At 60.1% G+C, this 16302-nt stretch carries 14 protein-coding genes; 10 read left to right on the top strand and 4 right to left on the bottom strand.

Going from position 1 to position 16302, the window contains the following annotated elements:
- Positions 1–4: 4 nt before the first annotated feature.
- The 3 genes from tdh to DYL61_RS13615 all read right to left on the bottom strand — a co-directional run bounded on the left by tdh (position 5) and on the right by DYL61_RS13615 (position 4273).
- Positions 5–1033, bottom strand: coding sequence for an L-threonine 3-dehydrogenase (tdh, locus tag DYL61_RS13625; protein ID WP_135308737.1), 1029 nt, complete (start codon positions 1031–1033; stop codon positions 5–7).
- 869 nt (positions 1034–1902) lie between these two features.
- Positions 1903–3147 (bottom strand): saccharopine dehydrogenase family protein, encoded by a 1245-nt coding sequence (locus DYL61_RS13620; RefSeq protein ID WP_135308736.1) that lies wholly within the window; start codon positions 3145–3147, stop codon positions 1903–1905.
- Positions 3148–3175: 28 nt separating this feature from the next.
- Positions 3176–4273 (bottom strand): carboxynorspermidine decarboxylase, encoded by a 1098-nt coding sequence (locus tag DYL61_RS13615; RefSeq protein WP_135308735.1) that lies wholly within the window; start codon positions 4271–4273, stop codon positions 3176–3178.
- 355 nt (positions 4274–4628) lie between these two features.
- Between DYL61_RS13615 and DYL61_RS13610 the strand changes: the two genes are divergently transcribed.
- The 7 genes from DYL61_RS13610 (at position 4629) to DYL61_RS13580 (ending at position 10920) form a co-directional block, all read left to right on the top strand.
- Positions 4629–5648, top strand: a complete 1020-nt coding sequence (locus DYL61_RS13610) for a LacI family DNA-binding transcriptional regulator (RefSeq protein WP_135308734.1) — start codon at positions 4629–4631, stop codon at positions 5646–5648.
- On the top strand, positions 5632–6636 hold the full coding sequence (locus DYL61_RS13605) for an ABC transporter substrate-binding protein (RefSeq protein WP_135308733.1): 1005 nt from the start codon (positions 5632–5634) through the stop codon (positions 6634–6636). Before DYL61_RS13610 ends, DYL61_RS13605 begins: the two co-directional genes overlap by 17 nt.
- A complete protein-coding gene (locus tag DYL61_RS13600; RefSeq protein ID WP_135308732.1) occupies positions 6637–7455 on the top strand; it encodes an ABC transporter permease in 819 nt (272 codons plus the stop codon).
- A complete protein-coding gene (locus tag DYL61_RS13595; protein WP_135308731.1) occupies positions 7452–8246 on the top strand; it encodes an ABC transporter permease in 795 nt (264 codons plus the stop codon). Before DYL61_RS13600 ends, DYL61_RS13595 begins: the two co-directional genes overlap by 4 nt.
- Complete coding sequence (locus tag DYL61_RS13590; protein WP_135308730.1) at positions 8243–9274, top strand: ABC transporter ATP-binding protein; 1032 nt, start codon at positions 8243–8245, stop codon at positions 9272–9274. The genes DYL61_RS13595 and DYL61_RS13590 overlap by 4 nt, the downstream gene beginning before the upstream one ends.
- A 9-nt stretch (positions 9275–9283) precedes the next feature.
- Positions 9284–10117, top strand: coding sequence for a phosphodiesterase (locus DYL61_RS13585; protein ID WP_135308782.1), 834 nt, complete (start codon positions 9284–9286; stop codon positions 10115–10117).
- 200 nt (positions 10118–10317) lie between these two features.
- On the top strand, positions 10318–10920 hold the full coding sequence (locus DYL61_RS13580) for a LysE family translocator (RefSeq protein WP_135308729.1): 603 nt from the start codon (positions 10318–10320) through the stop codon (positions 10918–10920).
- An 11-nt stretch (positions 10921–10931) separates the two neighbouring features.
- On the opposite strand, the gene DYL61_RS13575 is transcribed toward DYL61_RS13580, so the two are convergent.
- On the bottom strand, positions 10932–12086 hold the full coding sequence (locus tag DYL61_RS13575) for an acetyltransferase domain-containing protein (RefSeq protein WP_135308728.1): 1155 nt from the start codon (positions 12084–12086) through the stop codon (positions 10932–10934).
- Positions 12087–12216: 130 nt separating this feature from the next.
- On the opposite strand from DYL61_RS13575, the gene DYL61_RS13570 reads away from it, so the two are divergent.
- From DYL61_RS13570 to DYL61_RS13560, 3 genes are all read left to right on the top strand, one after another.
- Positions 12217–12714 (top strand): sigma-70 family RNA polymerase sigma factor, encoded by a 498-nt coding sequence (locus DYL61_RS13570; RefSeq protein ID WP_135308727.1) that lies wholly within the window; start codon positions 12217–12219, stop codon positions 12712–12714.
- Positions 12711–13664, top strand: a complete 954-nt coding sequence (locus DYL61_RS13565; protein WP_135308726.1) for a FecR domain-containing protein — start codon at positions 12711–12713, stop codon at positions 13662–13664. The genes DYL61_RS13570 and DYL61_RS13565 overlap by 4 nt, the downstream gene beginning before the upstream one ends.
- 89 nt (positions 13665–13753) lie before the next feature.
- Complete coding sequence (locus DYL61_RS13560) at positions 13754–16183, top strand: TonB-dependent receptor (protein ID WP_135308725.1); 2430 nt, start codon at positions 13754–13756, stop codon at positions 16181–16183.
- Positions 16184–16302: the final 119 nt, after the last annotated feature.

Raw genomic sequence — 16302 nt, 5'->3', positions numbered from 1 at the left:
GTCTTTAATTCCAGTTCAGTATGACTTTTGCGGCCTTTCCCTCTTTCAGCAAAGTAAAGCCCTGTTCGAACTGATGTGCCGCCAAGCGATGACTTATCACATTTTTTACATTTAACCCTGCTTCCAGCAGGTTGAACATTTTTCGCCAGGTATCGAAAATCTCCCGACCATATACCCCTTTTATTAGGAGGCCTTTTGTGACAATGCTAGACCATTTCAAATTGATCATTTTGGAGGGCAAGCCCAATGAGGCGATCTTTCCTCCCTGTACGAGACTGTCAATCATCTGAGAGATGGCGGATGACGAACCGCTCATTTCCAACCCAATATCGAAGCCTTCACTGATTCGTAAAGTCTGCATAATACTTTTTAAGTCTTGTGTCGTTGTGTTTACGGTTACGCAGTCGCTAACTGTCTTTTTGGCAATGTCCAGTCGGGTTTGCGAAATATCCGTTATGACTATATGGTCTGCGCCAACATGTCGTGCGATAGCCGCGGCCATTATGCCGATGGGGCCGGCGCCAGTAATAAGGACGTTTTCGCCAGACAAATCAAATGACAGCGCGCAATGCACTGCATTTCCCAAGGGATCAAGGATAGCGGCTAGTTCATCATCGATATGATCCGGAAGTGCTACGACATTTGAAGCGGGAAGCTCAATGTATTGCGCGAAGGCGCCATGGCGAGTAACACCGACACAGTTTGCAAAGGCGTCAAGATGCGGTCGACCACTACGGCCAGCCCTGCTGTTCATGTTGACGATATGACCTTCGCCGGACACTCGCGTTCCAATAGAAAACTGCCTGGCGTTACTGCCCGTCTTTATGACTTCACCACAAAACTCGTGGCCAATTATGAGGGGTAGTGGGATTTTTTCTTGAGCCCATTCATCCCAGTTCCATATGTGTACATCTGTACCGCATATGCCAGTGTTTTTTACTTTTATTAATACGCTATCAGCAGAAAGAGTAGGCATTTTTGTTTGCCTAAGCCATAGCCCTTCGGTAGCTTGATCCTTAATAAGTGCGTACATGTGAGTCTCGCTTCTAGTTAAAGATTTTCTGAGTGTCATGATCCATGTGGTAGCGGTAAAAAATCTGGGATTGATGCAAGCGTAAAGACTAGGGTTTTTATATTAGAAACTTGGGGAAAAGCTAACTGTGAGAAATGACAGTCTTTTAGAATTTTTCGTAATAAACGTAATTTTTTTGATCTTTGGCTTTCTGAGAAGTCCAGAAAACTCAGTCAGTTCCTTTTGGAAGGATCGAAAAACTGGCCGACCTCGCCGCAGCCTTGAGGTATCCACTGATGACATTCCTTTTGGGGTGGCAAAATGTCACAGTCGAACGGGGGAATGTGTGGAGTATCAAGGATGGGGGCGATTCATAAAGGCATGTCTTGAGCACAATGCTGTTACAGAAGCTGCCAGGATTGGGGGAGGGGTTGGCCACTGTTGATTACATGACCGAAGTCATCGCTTATGTCGCCCGTCATTCTCAATCATTGACACAAAAGTCCAAACTGTGTCGGGCACACGTAGGCAATCTTGACTTCAAGGGGTTCTTTCTACGTGTGAGTCAATATTGCAAGAGGGTGCTGCCCGTGGCTCCCCACGTTGATTGGGTTGCGTTGTGGGGCGGTGATGTCGCGACCTGGCTATATCCGCCGCGGAGCGCGTTCAGGGATGATATGCGCGATGGCATGTGAGTCATCGAGTTTTATCAGAACACTTATCTCTGGGATAACAGCAAAGCGAAGCAGTTTTTTGGAGGGCTGCGGTATTGAGGCATCGTTGCTCTGCGGCGAGGTGCTGGCGCGCTATCTTCAGCGGCTTAAACGGTTGCAATACAAGGCATGAGGTAAGGTGCGCCCATCCAGGCGCACCTTGTTTTCAAATGCCTATCAGGCAATCGCATCCCAAGCACGATCACCGTGCTCGTCCTTGATACGCGTCGGCAAGCCCATCACGTCCAGCGCCTTCAGGAACGGCTCAGCGGGCAGTTCCTCGACGTTGGCCATGCGTTGCACGTCCCACTCGCCACGGGCGACCAGCAGCGCAGCGGCGACCGGTGGCACGCCTGCGGTGTAGGAGATGCCTTGGCTGTCGGTCTCAGCGAACGCTTCTTCGTGGTCAGCTACGTTGTAGATGAACACTTCACGCGCCTTGCCGTCCTTGGTGCCTTTGACCAGGTCTCCGATGCAGGTTTTGCCGGTGTAGCCAGGTGCCAGCGAAGACGGGTCGGGCAGCACGGCCTTGACCAGTTTCAATGGCACCACTTCCAGGCCTTCGGCGGTGGTCACCGGTTTTTCGGAGAGCAGGCCGAGCTTGTTCAGCACGGTGAACACGTTGATGTAGTGCTCGCCAAAGCTCATCCAGAAACGCACGTTGGGCACGTCGAGGTTTTTCGACAGTGAGTGCACTTCATCGTGGCCGGTGAGGTAGAGGTTCTGCGAACCGACGACCGGCAGGTCATCGGTGCGTTTGACTTCGAACATGGTGTTGCTGGTCCACTGGCTGTTCTGCCAGCTCCACACCTGTCCGGTGAACTCGCGGAAGTTGATTTCCGGGTCGAAATTGGTGGCGAAGTATTTGCCATGGGAGCCGGCATTGACGTCGAGAATGTCGATCGAATCAATGCGGTCGAAATGCTGTTGCTGCGCCAACGCGGCATACGCGTTGACCACACCCGGGTCGAAGCCCACGCCAAGGATGGCCGTGATGTTCTTCTGTTTGCACTCTTCCAGGTGGTTCCACTCGTAGTTGCCGTACCACGGCGGGGTCTCGCAGACCTTGCCCGGCTCTTCGTGGATAGCGGTGTCGAGGTAGGCCACGCCCGTGTCGATGCAGGCACGCAGTACCGACATGTTGAGGAACGAGGAACCGACGTTGATGACGATCTGCGATTCGGTCTCGCGGATCAGGGCCTTGGTCGCTTCCACGTCCAGGGCGTTCAGCGCGAAGGCTTGGATGTCCGCAGGCACCTTGAGGCTACCCTTGGCCTTGACGCTGTCGATGATGGCCTGGCATTTGGAGATGTTGCGCGACGCGATAGCAATACGACCGAGTTCGTCGTTGTGCTGCGCGCACTTGTGGGCCACCACCTTGGCGACACCTCCTGCACCAATGATAAGAACGTTCTTTTTCAATTGCTTTATCTCTCCTTTATCCGCCAGCTTACGAAAGGCTGGACAGGTAGTCGTCGTAACCAAATTCACGAACCACCTCGACGGTACCGTCAAGTTGTTTCACTACGATGGACGGCATTTTCAGGCCGTTGAACCAGTTTTTCTTGACCATGGTGTAGCCTGCGGTGTCGATGAACGACAGCCGATCGCCGATGGCCAGCGGACGATCAAATTGATACTCGCCGAAGATGTCCCCGGCCAGGCAGGATTTGCCGCACACCATGACGGTGTGTTCGCCATCGCTCGGCGCCAGCTTGGCGTTGAGGCGATAGATCAGCAGGTCCAGCAGGTGGGCTTCGATGGAGCTGTCTACCACGGCGAGGTTTTTGCCGTTGTAGAGGGTGTCGAGCACGGTGACTTCCAGGGAAGCGCTATTGGTGATCGCCGCTTCGCCGGGTTCCAGGTAGACCTGCACGCCGTATTTTTCGGAGAACCCTTTCAAGCGGGCGCAGAACGCGTCCACTGCATAATCTTCGCCGGTGAAGTGGATGCCGCCGCCAAGGCTGACCCACTCGACCTTGTGCAGCAGGTCGCCGAAACGTTCTTCGATGGTGCCGAGCATTTTGTCGAACAGGCTGAAGTCGCCGTTCTCGCAGTTGTTGTGGAACATGAAGCCGGAGATCTGATCAATCACGCCTTCGATCTTCACCGGGTCCCATTCGCCCAGGCGGCTGAATGGACGCGCCGGGTCGGCCAGCAGGTAATCGGAGCTGCTCACTTGCGGGTTCACGCGCAGGCCACGAGTCTTGCCTTCGGAACGCTCGGCAAAACGCTGCAGCTGGCTGATGGAGTTGAAGATGATCTTGTCGCAGTTATCCAGCATCTCTTCGATTTCATCGTCGGCCCAGGCCACGCTGTAGGCGTGTGCTTCACCTTCGAACTTCTGGCGACCCAGCTTCAACTCATACAGCGACGACGACGTGGTGCCGTCCATGTATTGCTGCATCAGGTCGAACACCGACCAGGTCGCAAAGCACTTGAGCGCCAGCAACGCCTTGGCGCCGGATTGCTCGCGCACGTAGGCAATCTTCTGCATGTTGACCAGAAGCTTCTGTTTATCGATGAGGTAATACGGCGTTTTGATCATTTTTGAGAGCCTGCGGCGGTGCCTGCCAAAAAAGGACACGCATTGTGCCCGCACTTGGGGCGAATCGAAAGGTTAGTGGGCGGATTTTGCTGCGCCCTATTTTCGACCCTACCGATTGAGTATGACTATCTATGGATGTACACCGGTTAAATGTGGGAGGGGGGCTTGCCCCCGATAGCGGTGTGTCAGTTGCAGATGTGCCAACTGACACTCCCTCATCGGGGGCAAGCCCCCTCCCACATTGCTCCAGTGTTGATCAGGTTGATTGCCATCAAACTGTCATCTCCTCACCGCCGAACTGCCACATTCCCCCGTTACTGTCCTCGCCAATGAGATCGATCTCAAGCGAGTGACAATGACTGACCTCAAAGACGTTGCGCGCCTTGCCGGCGTATCCCGCGCCACCGCCGCCCGGGCCTTTGCTTCCCCGGACCAGGTGCGCCCGGCCACCCGTGAACAGGTGTTCGCCGCCGCCCGTGAGTTGGGGTTTCGTCCCAATCTGTTGGGCCGCCAACTGCGTCTGCAAACCACCCAGTTGATCGGCGTGGTGGTGCCCAACTTGCTCAACCCCGTGTTCGCCGAGCAGTTCCAGGCCATGGAGCGCGCCGCCCGTTCCCGTGGCTACAGCCTGGTGCTGGCGACCACCGACTACAACAGCGAGCGTGAGAGCATCGTAGTGGAAGAACTGCTGCGCCAGCGTGTCGACGGGCTGGTGCTGACGGTGACCGATGCCGAAAGCAATGCAGTGCTCAGCAGCCTGAACACCGAGCAAACCCCGTTCGTGCTGGCCTACCACCAACCGAGCAACCCCAACTACAGCGCCGTATCCGTGGACAACCGCGCCGGCATGGCCCTGGCCACGCGTTATCTGCTGGAAGCCGGGCACCGGCGCATCAGCATGGTCGCCGGTCCCGCGTTGCAATCGGACCGTGCGCGCCTGCGCTATGCCGGGTATTGCGATGCGATGCACGAATACGCGCTAGCGCATCGCCCGGTGATCGAAATGCCGGCCCACACCCAGGCCGACTTCGGCGCCATCGCGCCGTTACTCCAAGGCCCCGACGCGCCCACCGCGCTGGTGTGCTCCAACGACTACCTGGCCATCAGCCTGATCGCCGAACTGCGCCGCAACACCTGGAACGTCCCCGAACAACTCTCGGTGATGGGCTTCGACGGCATCAGCCTCGGCACCCAGATGCACCCGACCCTGTGCAGTGTGGTGCAACCCATCGCGCTGCTGGCCAGCACCGTGATTGACCAGTTGCTGGCACAAATCGCCGGCAATGAGCCGATTTCCCATTGCCTGCCTTGCCATATCCGGCCGGGCGAAAGTACTCAACCCCATGAGGAGACCCTTGATGCGCGCATTCAGTAAAACCCTGGCCGCCGTGCTGTTGTGCGGTGCGGCCAGCCTGGCCCAGGCCGCCGAGACGGCTATCTGCTACAACTGCCCGCCGGACTGGGCCGACTGGGGCACCCAACTCAAGGCCATCGCCGCCAGCACCGGCGTGCAAGTGCCGCTGGACAACAAGAACTCCGGCCAGTCCCTGGCGCAGTTGGTGGCGGAGAAAGCCGCACCGGTGGCCGACGTGGTGTACTACGGCGTGACCTTCGGCTTGCAGGCGCAAAAAGCCGAAGTGGTCGGCACCTACAAACCCAAGGCGTGGGAGCAGATCCCCGCCGGCTTGAAAGACCCGGCCGGGCACTGGTTCGCGATCCACTCCGGCACCTTGGGCATCATGGTCAACGTCGATGCCTTGGGCGGCTTGCCCGTGCCGCAAAGCTGGGCCGACCTGCTCAAGCCTGAATACAAAGGCATGGTTGGCTACCTCGACCCGTCCAGCGCATTTGTCGGCTACGTCTCGGCGGTAGCGATCAACCGCGCGTTGGGTGGCGATCTGGAAAACTTCGCGCCGGCCATCGATTACTTCCAGAAACTCGCAAAAAATGCGCCCATCGTGCCCAAGCAAACCGCGTATGCGCGGGTGCTGTCCGGTGAGTTGCCGATTCTGGTGGACTACGATTTCAACGCGTACCGTGCGCGCTACAAAGACAACGCCAACGTCGCCTTCGTGATCCCGAAAGAAGGCAGCATCAGCGTGCCCTACGTGATGAGCGCAGTGGCCAATGCACCGCACCGCGCCAACGCGGAAAACGTCCTCGACTTCGTGCTGTCGGATGAAGGCCAGGCACTCTGGGCCAAGGCTTACCTGCGCCCGGTGCGGCCGATGCAGATGCCGGCGGAAGTCGCTGCGCAGTTCCTGCCGGACAGCGACTACGCCCGCGCCGGGGTGGTGGACTACGAAAAAATGGCCGCCGTGCAGGAAGCCTTCGCCGCCCGCTACCTGAGCGAGGTCAAGTAAGTGGCTGCATCGGCAAAACACGCGGCCTGGGCGCTGGCCCCGGCGTTCGCGGTGCTGCTCGCGTTCTGGTTATTGCCATTGGCGCATCTGGTGGTGCTCGGCGCCGAGAGCCGGGACAGCAACGGCAGCGGCTACTGGCAGGTGCTGAGCAGTGCGCAGTACCTGGGCAGCCTCGGGCAAACCTTGATGTTGGCATTGGTGGTGACCTTCGCTGCGCTGGTGGTGGGCGGCATCAGCGGTGTGTTCCTGGCGCGCCATCAGTTTTTCGGGCGCTCGGCATTGGTCGCGCTGCTCACATTTCCGTTGGCATTTCCCGGCGTGGTGGTGGGCTTCCTGGTGATCCTGTTGGCCGGCCGCCAAGGCCTGTTCGCCGCGCTGGGCCTGCAACTGGCCGGTGAGCGCTGGATCTTCGCTTATTCCCTGGCGGGGTTGTTCGTGGGGTACCTGTACTTCTCGATTCCCCGCGTGATCCTCACGGTGATGGCCGCTTGTGAAAGCCTCGACCGCAGCCTGGAAGAGGCCGCTCACTCCCTGGGTGCCGGGCATTGGCGGGTGGTGTGCGATGTGATCGTGCCGGGTTTGGCGCCCGCGTTGGCCTCATGCGGGGCGATCTGTTTTGCCACGTCCATGGGCGCCTTCGGTACGGCGTTCACGCTGGGCACGCGGCTCAACGTCACCCCGGTGGCGATCTACAACGTGTTCACCAACTACGCCAACTTTGCCGTCGCCGCTGCGCTGTCGGTGGTACTTGGCGCGGTGACCTGGGCGGTGTTGCTGCTGACTCGGCGCCTGGTGAAAAACGCGGGGACTGTCTTGTGAAACGCTCATGGCTGTTTGTGCTTCAACTGCTGTTCACCTTGTTGGTGTGCGCCTTTATGTTGGTGCCGGTGTTGATGTCGCTGCTGGCGGGCTTGACCCGTAACTTCTTCGTGGGTGTGTCCAGCGGCCTGACCTTCGACTGGCTGGTCCAGGTGTGGCAGGCCTATTCGCCAACTGTGTGGCTGTCCCTGCAACTGGCGGTGGCCTGCGCGGTGTGCGTGTGTGTGATCGGTGTACCGGCGGCCTACGCCCTGGTGCGCATGAACAATCGCTTCAGCCGCGCCTTCGAAGAATTGATGGTGCTGCCGGTGGCCATGCCCGGCCTGGCCAGCGCGTTGGCGTTGCTGCTGACCTACGGCCAGTTCGGCACGTTCCGCAGCAGTGGGGTGTTTATCCTGGTCGGCCATGTGCTGTTCACCTTGCCGTTTCTGGTACGCCCAGTGATGGCGGTGATGCAACGCCAGCAATTGCCGGTGTTGGAGGAGGCCGCCGCCAGTTTGGGCGCAGGGCCGATCAAACGTTTTTTCAGCGTGGTGGTGCCCAATTGCCGCGCCGGAATCCTGGCCGGGGTGCTGATGGTGGTCACCTTGTCCCTGGGTGAATTCAACCTGACCTGGATGCTCCACACGCCGATGACCAAGACGCTGCCCGTCGGCCTGGCCGACAGCTACGCCTCGGCGCGCCTGGAAATCGCCAGCGCCTACACCCTTATCTTTTTGCTGATGATCGTGCCGCTGCTGATTGCGCTGCAGGCCATCAGTGCCCGTTTGTCCCGTGGAGAGCGTCGATGACTGCTATCACTATCCGCCTGCAAGGCTGCCGCAAGGCATTCGCCGACGGCACCGTGGCCGTGCATGACCTGAACCTGACCGTCGAAGGCGGCGAAACCCTGGCGATTCTCGGCCCCTCGGGCTGTGGCAAAACCACCACCCTGCGCCTGATTGCCGGCCTTGAGCGCCCGGATGTAGGCCAGGTGTTTTTCGGTGATCAGGACGTGACGCGCCTGCCCATCGAACGTCGCGACGTGGGCATGGTGTTCCAGAACTACGCGCTGTTTCCCAACCTGGATGTGGCGGGGAATATCGTCTACGGCCTGAAGATTCGCGGCATGTCAGCGCTGGAGCGCAACAAACGCTGTGAAGAGTTGTTGGAGCTGGTGGGCTTGCAGGACCACGGCAAGCGCGGCATCCATGAACTGTCCGGCGGCCAGCGTCAGCGCGTGGCACTGGCCCGTGCCTTGGCGCCGCGTCCCAAGGTGTTGTTGCTGGATGAGCCGCTCGCGGCCCTCGACGCGCAACTGCGTGAACGCCTGCGCAGTGAGCTGAATGAACTGCTGCGCGGCCTGGGCATCACCTCGGTGTTCGTCACCCACGACCAGGGCGAAGCCATGGCCCTCGGCGACCGCATTCTGGTCATGGAAAAAGGCCGGGTTGCCCAACTGGCGAGCCCGCGGGATATCTACCAGAAACCGGCCAATGCGTTCGTCGCAGGCTTCGTCGGCAACCTCAATGCGTTTACGGTGATCGAGGCGTCGACCCAGGGGTTGAAGGTGTGCGGCGGCGAGTTGCCGTGGCATGAAACCCAGCGGCCCGACACCGTGTATTGCCGCCCCGAACACCTGCGGGTGATGGAGCGCGAAGGGCACTTGCACGGGCACTTGTTGGCGCAGTTTTTCCAGGGCGCGCAAAGCCGCCTGTTGGTGGACGTAGGCGGCCCGCAACCGTTGCTGGTGGACAGCAGCGACAACCAGCTCTACACCGTCGGCGCGCCGATTGCCCTGGCGATTGCGCCGCACATGTTGTTCACCTTGAATGCCTGAGAATTTATGTTGAATCGTCCGTTTCTCGTCGCACAGATCAGCGACCTGCACCTCAAAGCCGGCCAGCGCCTCACCTATGGCGTGGTCGATACCCTGGGCGCCTTGCGCCGTGCCGTCGATCATTTGAACGCCAGCCAACCCCGCCCGGATATCGTGGTGATCAGCGGTGACCTGGTGGACTTCGGTCGCGCCGATGAATACGCCGTGCTGCACCCCGAACTCGCCCGGCTGCACATGCCGTGCTACCTGGTGCCTGGCAACCACGATTGCCGTGGGCCATTGCTTGATGCGTTCCCCGACCACCGCTACTTGCCGGCCTCGGCAGACGGGCCTTTGGATTGGGTCGTAGATGCACACCCGCTAAGGCTGATCGGGTTGGACTCGACTATCCCGGGTGGTCACGGCGGCCAGTTGCTGGACAGCCAATTGCAGTGGCTGGATGAGCAATTGGCGTTGCGCCCGGATGCGCCGACGTTGCTGATCCTGCATCACCCGCCCTTCATCAGCGGCATTGGCCACATGGACCGTGAACCCTTCATCAATGCCGCCGGGCTGGAACGCGTGGTTGCCCGTCATCCCCAAGTGGAGCGGCTGTTAAGCGGTCACTTGCATCGGCCGATGCAGCGGCGCTTCGGCGGCAGCATGAGTTGTGTATGCCCCGGCACCTCGCACCAGATCGTGCTGGATTTGGAGGAGTCTGCGCCGGCGCATTTCAACCTGGAGCCGGCGGGGTATCTGCTACATCGCTGGGACGCGCAGCAGGGGCTGGTCAGCCATAACGGCGTGTTTGGGGAGTATCCGGGGCCGTATCCTTTCTACGATGCAGATGGGCTGATCGACTGACCCAGGCACCGCTCTAATGTGGGAGGGGGCTTGCCCCCGATAGGGGTGTATCAGCTGCAAATGGAGTGACTGACACTCTGCCATCGGGGGCAAGCCCCCTCCCACATTGAAGCTGTGCCTGGCTTACGACCACAAACGTACAAGATTGTCTGCCAACCCCCACCATAGACTGGCCGAACTTTCTCCAGTGCAGGTCTTCCATGGACATTTTTCTCTACGCCTTCAGCGTCATGTACAGCCCCGGTCCCGTGAATTTCATGGGGCTCAACGCCGGGCTCACCGGTCAGTTTCGCCGTTCCACCGGGTTCTTTATCGGGGTGGGTGCGGCGATGATGTTGTTGTTCGTGCTGTTCGGCTACACCGGCGAGGCGATCATTTCCCAGGCGGCGTTGCCGTACATCTCGTTGATTGGCGGGGTGTACACGCTGTACCTGGCTTATCAGGTGTTCACTGCGCGCACCGTGGTGGATGAAAGCGTGGCACCCACCAAGACCCTCACGTTCTGGAACGGCCTGGTGATCCAGTTGCTCAACCCCAAGGGCATCATGGCGGTGTTGCCGATTACCAGTGTGATGTTGCCGGCGGCGCATATCACCGGGATGGCAATCGCGGTGGTGTCGGCGCTGCTGGCCTTTGGCGCATTTGGTGCACCGTGGGTGTATTCACTGCTGGGCGCGGTGTTGGGGCGGCGGATCAACGGCACGTCGGCGTTCACCGTGTTTAACCGTTGCATGGGCATTGCGCTGGCGGTGTGTGCATATTTCATGTTCCACGCGTTCTATGTGCACCTGATATCGGCCTGACCTGTGTTGGGTCAGAGATATTTGAGCCAGGCCAGGTCGCGGCGCCGGGCTTTCAATTCGGCAAACCAGCGTACTGGCAGGTACAGCGCCAACGGCAGCAACAGCGCCACCAGCCACACTGCGCCAATACTCTCGAAGCCAAAGTAGTTGCCCTGGTTCAACCCAAACAACCCAACACACGCGACGTAGAGGATTTTCAGCACATACAGGTGCAGCAGATAGAAGAACATCGGCGCCGCGCCAAACGTGGCCAGTACGCCAATCCAGCGTTTGTGCCCGGCGCGTTCAAACGCCAGCAACAGCAGCAACCCAATCCCCAAGGTCAACGCCAGAAACAACAGCGAAGGCGGGTACTTGGTCGCGTTGAAAAAGCTCATCAACGTCTGCACGCCGCTTTCATAGCCTTGCCAAGGTTTTTCCCCGTAGCCATTAAAGGCTCGTAAAACCAAAAACCCCACCAAGGCAGTCACACCCGCCAGCAGCAAATAGCGCTGACGCAACGCGGGTTGCGCGACATTGGCAAACCACGGGCCGAGGCCGTAGCCCAGGGCAATCACACCGATCCACGGCAGCACCGGGTAGGTGACACGCAGGCGCAAGCTGTCATTCACTTCGATCCAACCGCGCTCATGCAAGACGGACCATAGGTGTTGCAGCAAAGAGCCCGGCGCGAAGTGCAGGCCATCCAGCAGGTTGTGCCCGCCGATAATCACCAGCGCCAAGCCGATCAACAGCGGGCGTGGCAGCCACACCAGCGCGGCCAGGGCGAGCATGCTTACGCCGATGGCCCAGATCACCTGCATGTAGATCACGCTCGGCGGCAGTTGGAAGGTCCAGGCGAAGTTGACCAGGGTGAATTCCAGCACCACCAAAAACAGCCCGCGCTTGAACAGGAACGCCGACACATCGCGGCGGCCCTGGTACTTCTGGCCATACAACCAGGCGGATAAACCGGTGAGTAAAACAAATACCGGCGCGCACAAGTGGGCGAGGGTGCGGCTGATAAACAGCGCAGGCTCGGTGCTGTCGATGTTCATCGGGTCGCTGACCTGGCGGTGCAGCAGGAAGGTTTCGCGCACGTGGTCCAGCAGCATGAACAGGATCACCAGGCCGCGCAGGGCATCGATGGACAGCAGGCGTTGGCGTAGGGGAGCGGCGTCGGGCATGGAGAGGGATCGCAGGGCAGGGTGGGAATCGGGCGTTATCCTATAACATTAATTAACGCGTTGCCGCGATTCGTTGCGCCGATTAGAATGCGATCAATTCTTAATTACTACCTGCTTCCGGGTGATCCGCATGTCGTCGTCGCTTCATTTGCCTGTACAGGCGCTGTACTGCGAACACCACGGATGGTTGTACCGCTGGCTCGACCGCAAGCTGGGCAATGCCAGCGATGCGGCGGACCTGGCCCATGACACCTTTATGCGCCTGCTTACCCGCCAAAACAGCGCGGGCTTCGGCAGTGAGCCGCGTGCCTTGCTCACACACATTGCCAAGGGGTTGATGATCGACAGCTGGCGCCGCCAGGAAGTCGAGCGCGCCTATCTGGAAACCATCGCCCACCTGCCGGAGCAGGAAGTGCCGTCGCCGGAAACCCGTTGGTTGATCCTTGAAGCGCTGTACCGCATCGAGGCCATGCTGCGGGATTTGCCCGAAAAACCCCGTCAGGCGTTTTTGATGTCGCAGATCGATGGCCTGACCTACCAGCAGATCGCCGATGAGTTGAAGGTGTCGCTGGTCTCGGTCAAACGCTATATGCGCGATGCGTTCCTCGCCTGCCTGAGCGTGGCATGAACCCGTCCATCGACCCATTGATCCTCGGCGAAGCCGCCGACTGGATGGTGCAGTTGCAGTCCGGCAGCGCCACCGATGAAGACCGCCGCGCCATCGCCCAATGGCAGGGCCGCAGCGCCCAGCATGCCCAGGCCTGGCAACGGGCCGAGGCGATCCTGGGGGACTTCAATAGTGTGCCGGGCGCGATTGCCGGTGACACCCTCAAGCGCATCGGCCGTAAAAAGTCCCTCGGCCGTCGTCAGGCCCTGGGGCTGTTGCTGCTGGCTGGCCCGGCGACCTGGTTGGCCTACCAGCAAAAACCGTGGCAGTCATGGACCGCCGACCAGCACACCGCCATCGGCGAGCAACGCAGCCTGACGTTGCCCGATGGCACGCGCTTGCTGATCAATACCGGCAGCTCGTTGAATATCGCCTTCTCCGACCAGGTGCGGCGCATCGAGTTGCTGCAAGGCGAGGTGATGATCACCACCGCCAAGGACCCTGCGCCGACTCATCGTCCGTTTATCGTGCAGACCCGCCACGGCACCGCCCGTGCGCTCGGTACGCATTTCAGCGTGCGGGTAGGGCAGCAGGCCAGTCGCGTGGCGGTCATCGACGGCGCGGTGGAAATGCTGCCGCAGCATGCCCGCCATGGCGTGATCCTCAAGGCAGGTGAACAAAGTGCGTTCGGCAGCGAAAGCATAGCGTCGGTGGAACCGTTGGACGTGAGTGCGATGACCTGGGAAAACGGCATGCTGCTGGCCCAGCAGATGCGCCTGGCGGACCTGCTGGACGAATTGGGTCGCTATCGCCCTGGTGTGCTGCGTTGCCATGAGCGTGTGGCGGGCCTGATGGTTTCCGGCGCGTTCCCCCTGCGTGACACCGACGCCAGCTTGCGTCTGTTGCAGGAAACCCTGCCTGTCAAAGTCAGCAGCCTGACCGGCTATTGGGTGACCGTCGAGCCGCGCTGAATATTTTTTCCGTTTCGCTGATACCTTTTTCGTTGTCGCCCGGTGTAGGGGAGAACCCTCAACATTGCACCGCGCCGACAGGAACGCCCATGACCTTCACCACGCACCCCATCCGCCCCCTCAAGGCCTTGAGCCTGGCCGTCGCCCTGGCGGCTATCGCGCCATTGCATAGCGCCGTGGCTGCCGACGCGGCGTCCACCAGCGCGGCGCGCAGCTACACCCTTGGGCCTGGGCCTTTGGGGAATGTGCTGGCGCAGTTTGCGGCGTTGTCCGGCGTGCCATTGTCGTTTGATTCCAGGCTGCTCAATAACCTGCAAAGCCCCGGCTTGCAGGGCAGTTACACCGCGCAAGCGGGCTTTTTGCAGTTGCTGCAAGGCAGCGGCTACACCCTGCAAAGCACCGACGGTAACGGGTATACCGTGGTGCCCGAAGCCACCGGTGATGCGCTGCAATTGGGGGCGACGACTATCAGCGGCGAAAGCGGGGCGCAAGCCGACACCTATGGCGGAGGCCAGGTGGCGCGTACGGCGCGCTTGGGTGTGTTGGGCAACCGCTCGATCAGTGACGTGCCTTTCAGTGTGGTCAGCTACACCGCCAAGACCATCGCCGACCAGCAGGCGCGCACCGTGGGTGACGTGTTGCTCAACGATGCCTCGGTACGCCAATCGGCTGGCTTCGGCAACTTCTCCCAGGTGTTCACCATTCGCGGTCTGCCGCTGAACACCGACGACATTGCATTCAATGGCCTATACGGCGTGCTGCCACGCCAGATCATCACCACCGAAGCGCTGGAGCGCGTGGAGTTGTTCAAGGGCCCCAACGCCTTCGTCAACGGTGTGGCGCCGGCCGGCACCGGGATTGGTGGCAGCGTCAACCTGGTGCCCAAGCGCGCCGAAGACACACCGACCCGCAGCGTCACCCTTGATACGTCCAGCGGTGGGCAAACCGGTGGGCACCTGGACCTGGGCCAGCGCTTCGGCGAAGACAACCGCTTCGGCGCACGGATCAACCTGGCCCGGCATGGCGGCGATACGGCGATTGACGATGAATTCAAAAGCTCGCAGTTGATCGCCGTGGCCCTGGATTACCGGGGCGAGCGTCTGCGGGTGTCCACCGACTTCGGCTATCAGAAAGAGCGCATCAACAACGGTCGCTCGGTGGTCTACCCCAACGGCACCCAAGTGCCCAAGGCGCCGTCGGCCAAGCACAACTACGCCCAGGACTGGAGCTGGTCGGAACTGGAAGACACCTACGGCATGTTCAATGCCGAGTACGACTTGAATGACAGCTGGACGGCTTACGTCGGCGGCGGCGCCAAGCACACGCGGGAGAACGGTGAGTATTCCTCGCTCTACGTGGGCAACGACGGCAGCGGGCGCGTGGGCTTTTTGTACTCGCCCCACGATGAAGACAACAAGAGCGTCATGGCCGGTTTGAATGGGCATTTCAACACCGGGCCGGTGACCCATCAGATGAACCTGGGGTTGTCGGGGATCTGGGGCGAGCAACGCTCGGCATTTGAAGCGATCACGCAAGCCAATCGGCAGCCGGGCAATCTCTATAACCCGATCCAGATCCCGCGCCCGAGCGTGACGTATTTCGGCAGCTACATTCATGATCCACGGGTGGTGGGCAAGAACCGCATCAAGAGCGCGGCGGTGTCTGACACGCTGGGCTTTATCGACGACCGCGTATTGCTGACCTTGGGCGTGCGCCGCCAGACCATCGAAGTGGACGGCTGGAGCACCGCCACCGGCGCGCGCAATGCCAACTATGACGAATCGATCACCACGCCGGTGTATGGCTTGGTGATCAAACCGTGGGAACACGTGTCGTTCTACGCCAACCGCATCGAAGGGCTGGCCCAGGGGCCGACGGCACCTTCCAACGTGACCAATCGCGATGAAGTGTTCGCGCCCAGCCGCAGCAAGCAGACGGAAGCCGGGGTGAAACTCGACTGGGACGATTTTGGCGCGACCTTGGGCGTGTACCGCATCGAGCAGCCGAACAGCTCAACCTCACGCCTGCCCGGCAACCTGCTGGACACTTTCAGCGTCGATGGCGAGAAGATCAACAAAGGCGTGGAACTCAACGTCTTCGGCGAGCCGATTGACGGCCTGCGCCTGTTGGCCGGTGCAACCTGGATGAACACTGAGTTGAAGGGCACCTCCAACGGCGCCACGGATGGCAACCGTGCCGCGGGCGTGCCACGGTTCCAGTACAACCTGGGGGCCGATTGGGACATCCCGGGCATCCAGGGCGCCGCCGTCAACGCACGGATGCTGCGCACCGGGGGCGAGTACGTCAACGCCACCAACACCCTGAGCATCCCGGCCTGGACCCGCGTCGACCTGGGCGCGCGTTATGGCTTCAAGGCGGATGACAAATACATCACCCTGCGGGCCAATGTGGAAAACGTGGCGAACAAGGCGTATTGGGCGTCGGCCTCCACCGCCAATAACTACCTGACACAAGGCGAGCCGCGCACCGTGAAAGTCTCGGCCACTGTCGATTTCTAACCCTCAACAGAGATCAAGTGTGGGAGGGGGCTTGCCCCCGATGGCGGTGGATCAGTTAAAAATTTGTATCTGACACCCCCCATCGGGAGCAAGCTCCCTCCCACATTTGATCTCTGTTA

It is taken from the genome of Pseudomonas nabeulensis (assembly GCF_004682045.1).
GTDB lineage: Bacteria > Pseudomonadota > Gammaproteobacteria > Pseudomonadales > Pseudomonadaceae > Aquipseudomonas > Aquipseudomonas nabeulensis.
The sequence above is the reverse complement of the archived record's forward strand: the minus strand, read 5'-3'. Positions and strand labels throughout refer to the sequence as shown.

Excerpts from the sequence above, each read along its gene's own strand:
- DYL61_RS13575 (WP_135308728.1), bottom strand. The coding sequence starts at position 12,086 with ATGCCCGACGCCGCTCCCCTACGCCAACGCCTGCTGTCCATCGATGCC.
- DYL61_RS13610 (WP_135308734.1), top strand. The coding sequence starts at position 4,629 with ATGACTGACCTCAAAGACGTTGCGCGCCTTGCCGGCGTATCCCGCGCC.
- DYL61_RS13560 (WP_135308725.1), top strand. The coding sequence starts at position 13,754 with ATGACCTTCACCACGCACCCCATCCGCCCCCTCAAGGCCTTGAGCCTG.
- DYL61_RS13580 (WP_135308729.1), top strand. The coding sequence starts at position 10,318 with ATGGACATTTTTCTCTACGCCTTCAGCGTCATGTACAGCCCCGGTCCC.
- DYL61_RS13590 (WP_135308730.1), top strand. The coding sequence starts at position 8,243 with ATGACTGCTATCACTATCCGCCTGCAAGGCTGCCGCAAGGCATTCGCC.
- tdh (WP_135308737.1), bottom strand. The coding sequence starts at position 1,033 with ATGTACGCACTTATTAAGGATCAAGCTACCGAAGGGCTATGGCTTAGG.
- DYL61_RS13615 (WP_135308735.1), bottom strand. The coding sequence starts at position 4,273 with ATGATCAAAACGCCGTATTACCTCATCGATAAACAGAAGCTTCTGGTC.
- DYL61_RS13565 (WP_135308726.1), top strand. The coding sequence starts at position 12,711 with ATGAACCCGTCCATCGACCCATTGATCCTCGGCGAAGCCGCCGACTGG.
- DYL61_RS13605 (WP_135308733.1), top strand. The coding sequence starts at position 5,632 with ATGCGCGCATTCAGTAAAACCCTGGCCGCCGTGCTGTTGTGCGGTGCG.
- DYL61_RS13570 (WP_135308727.1), top strand. The coding sequence starts at position 12,217 with ATGTCGTCGTCGCTTCATTTGCCTGTACAGGCGCTGTACTGCGAACAC.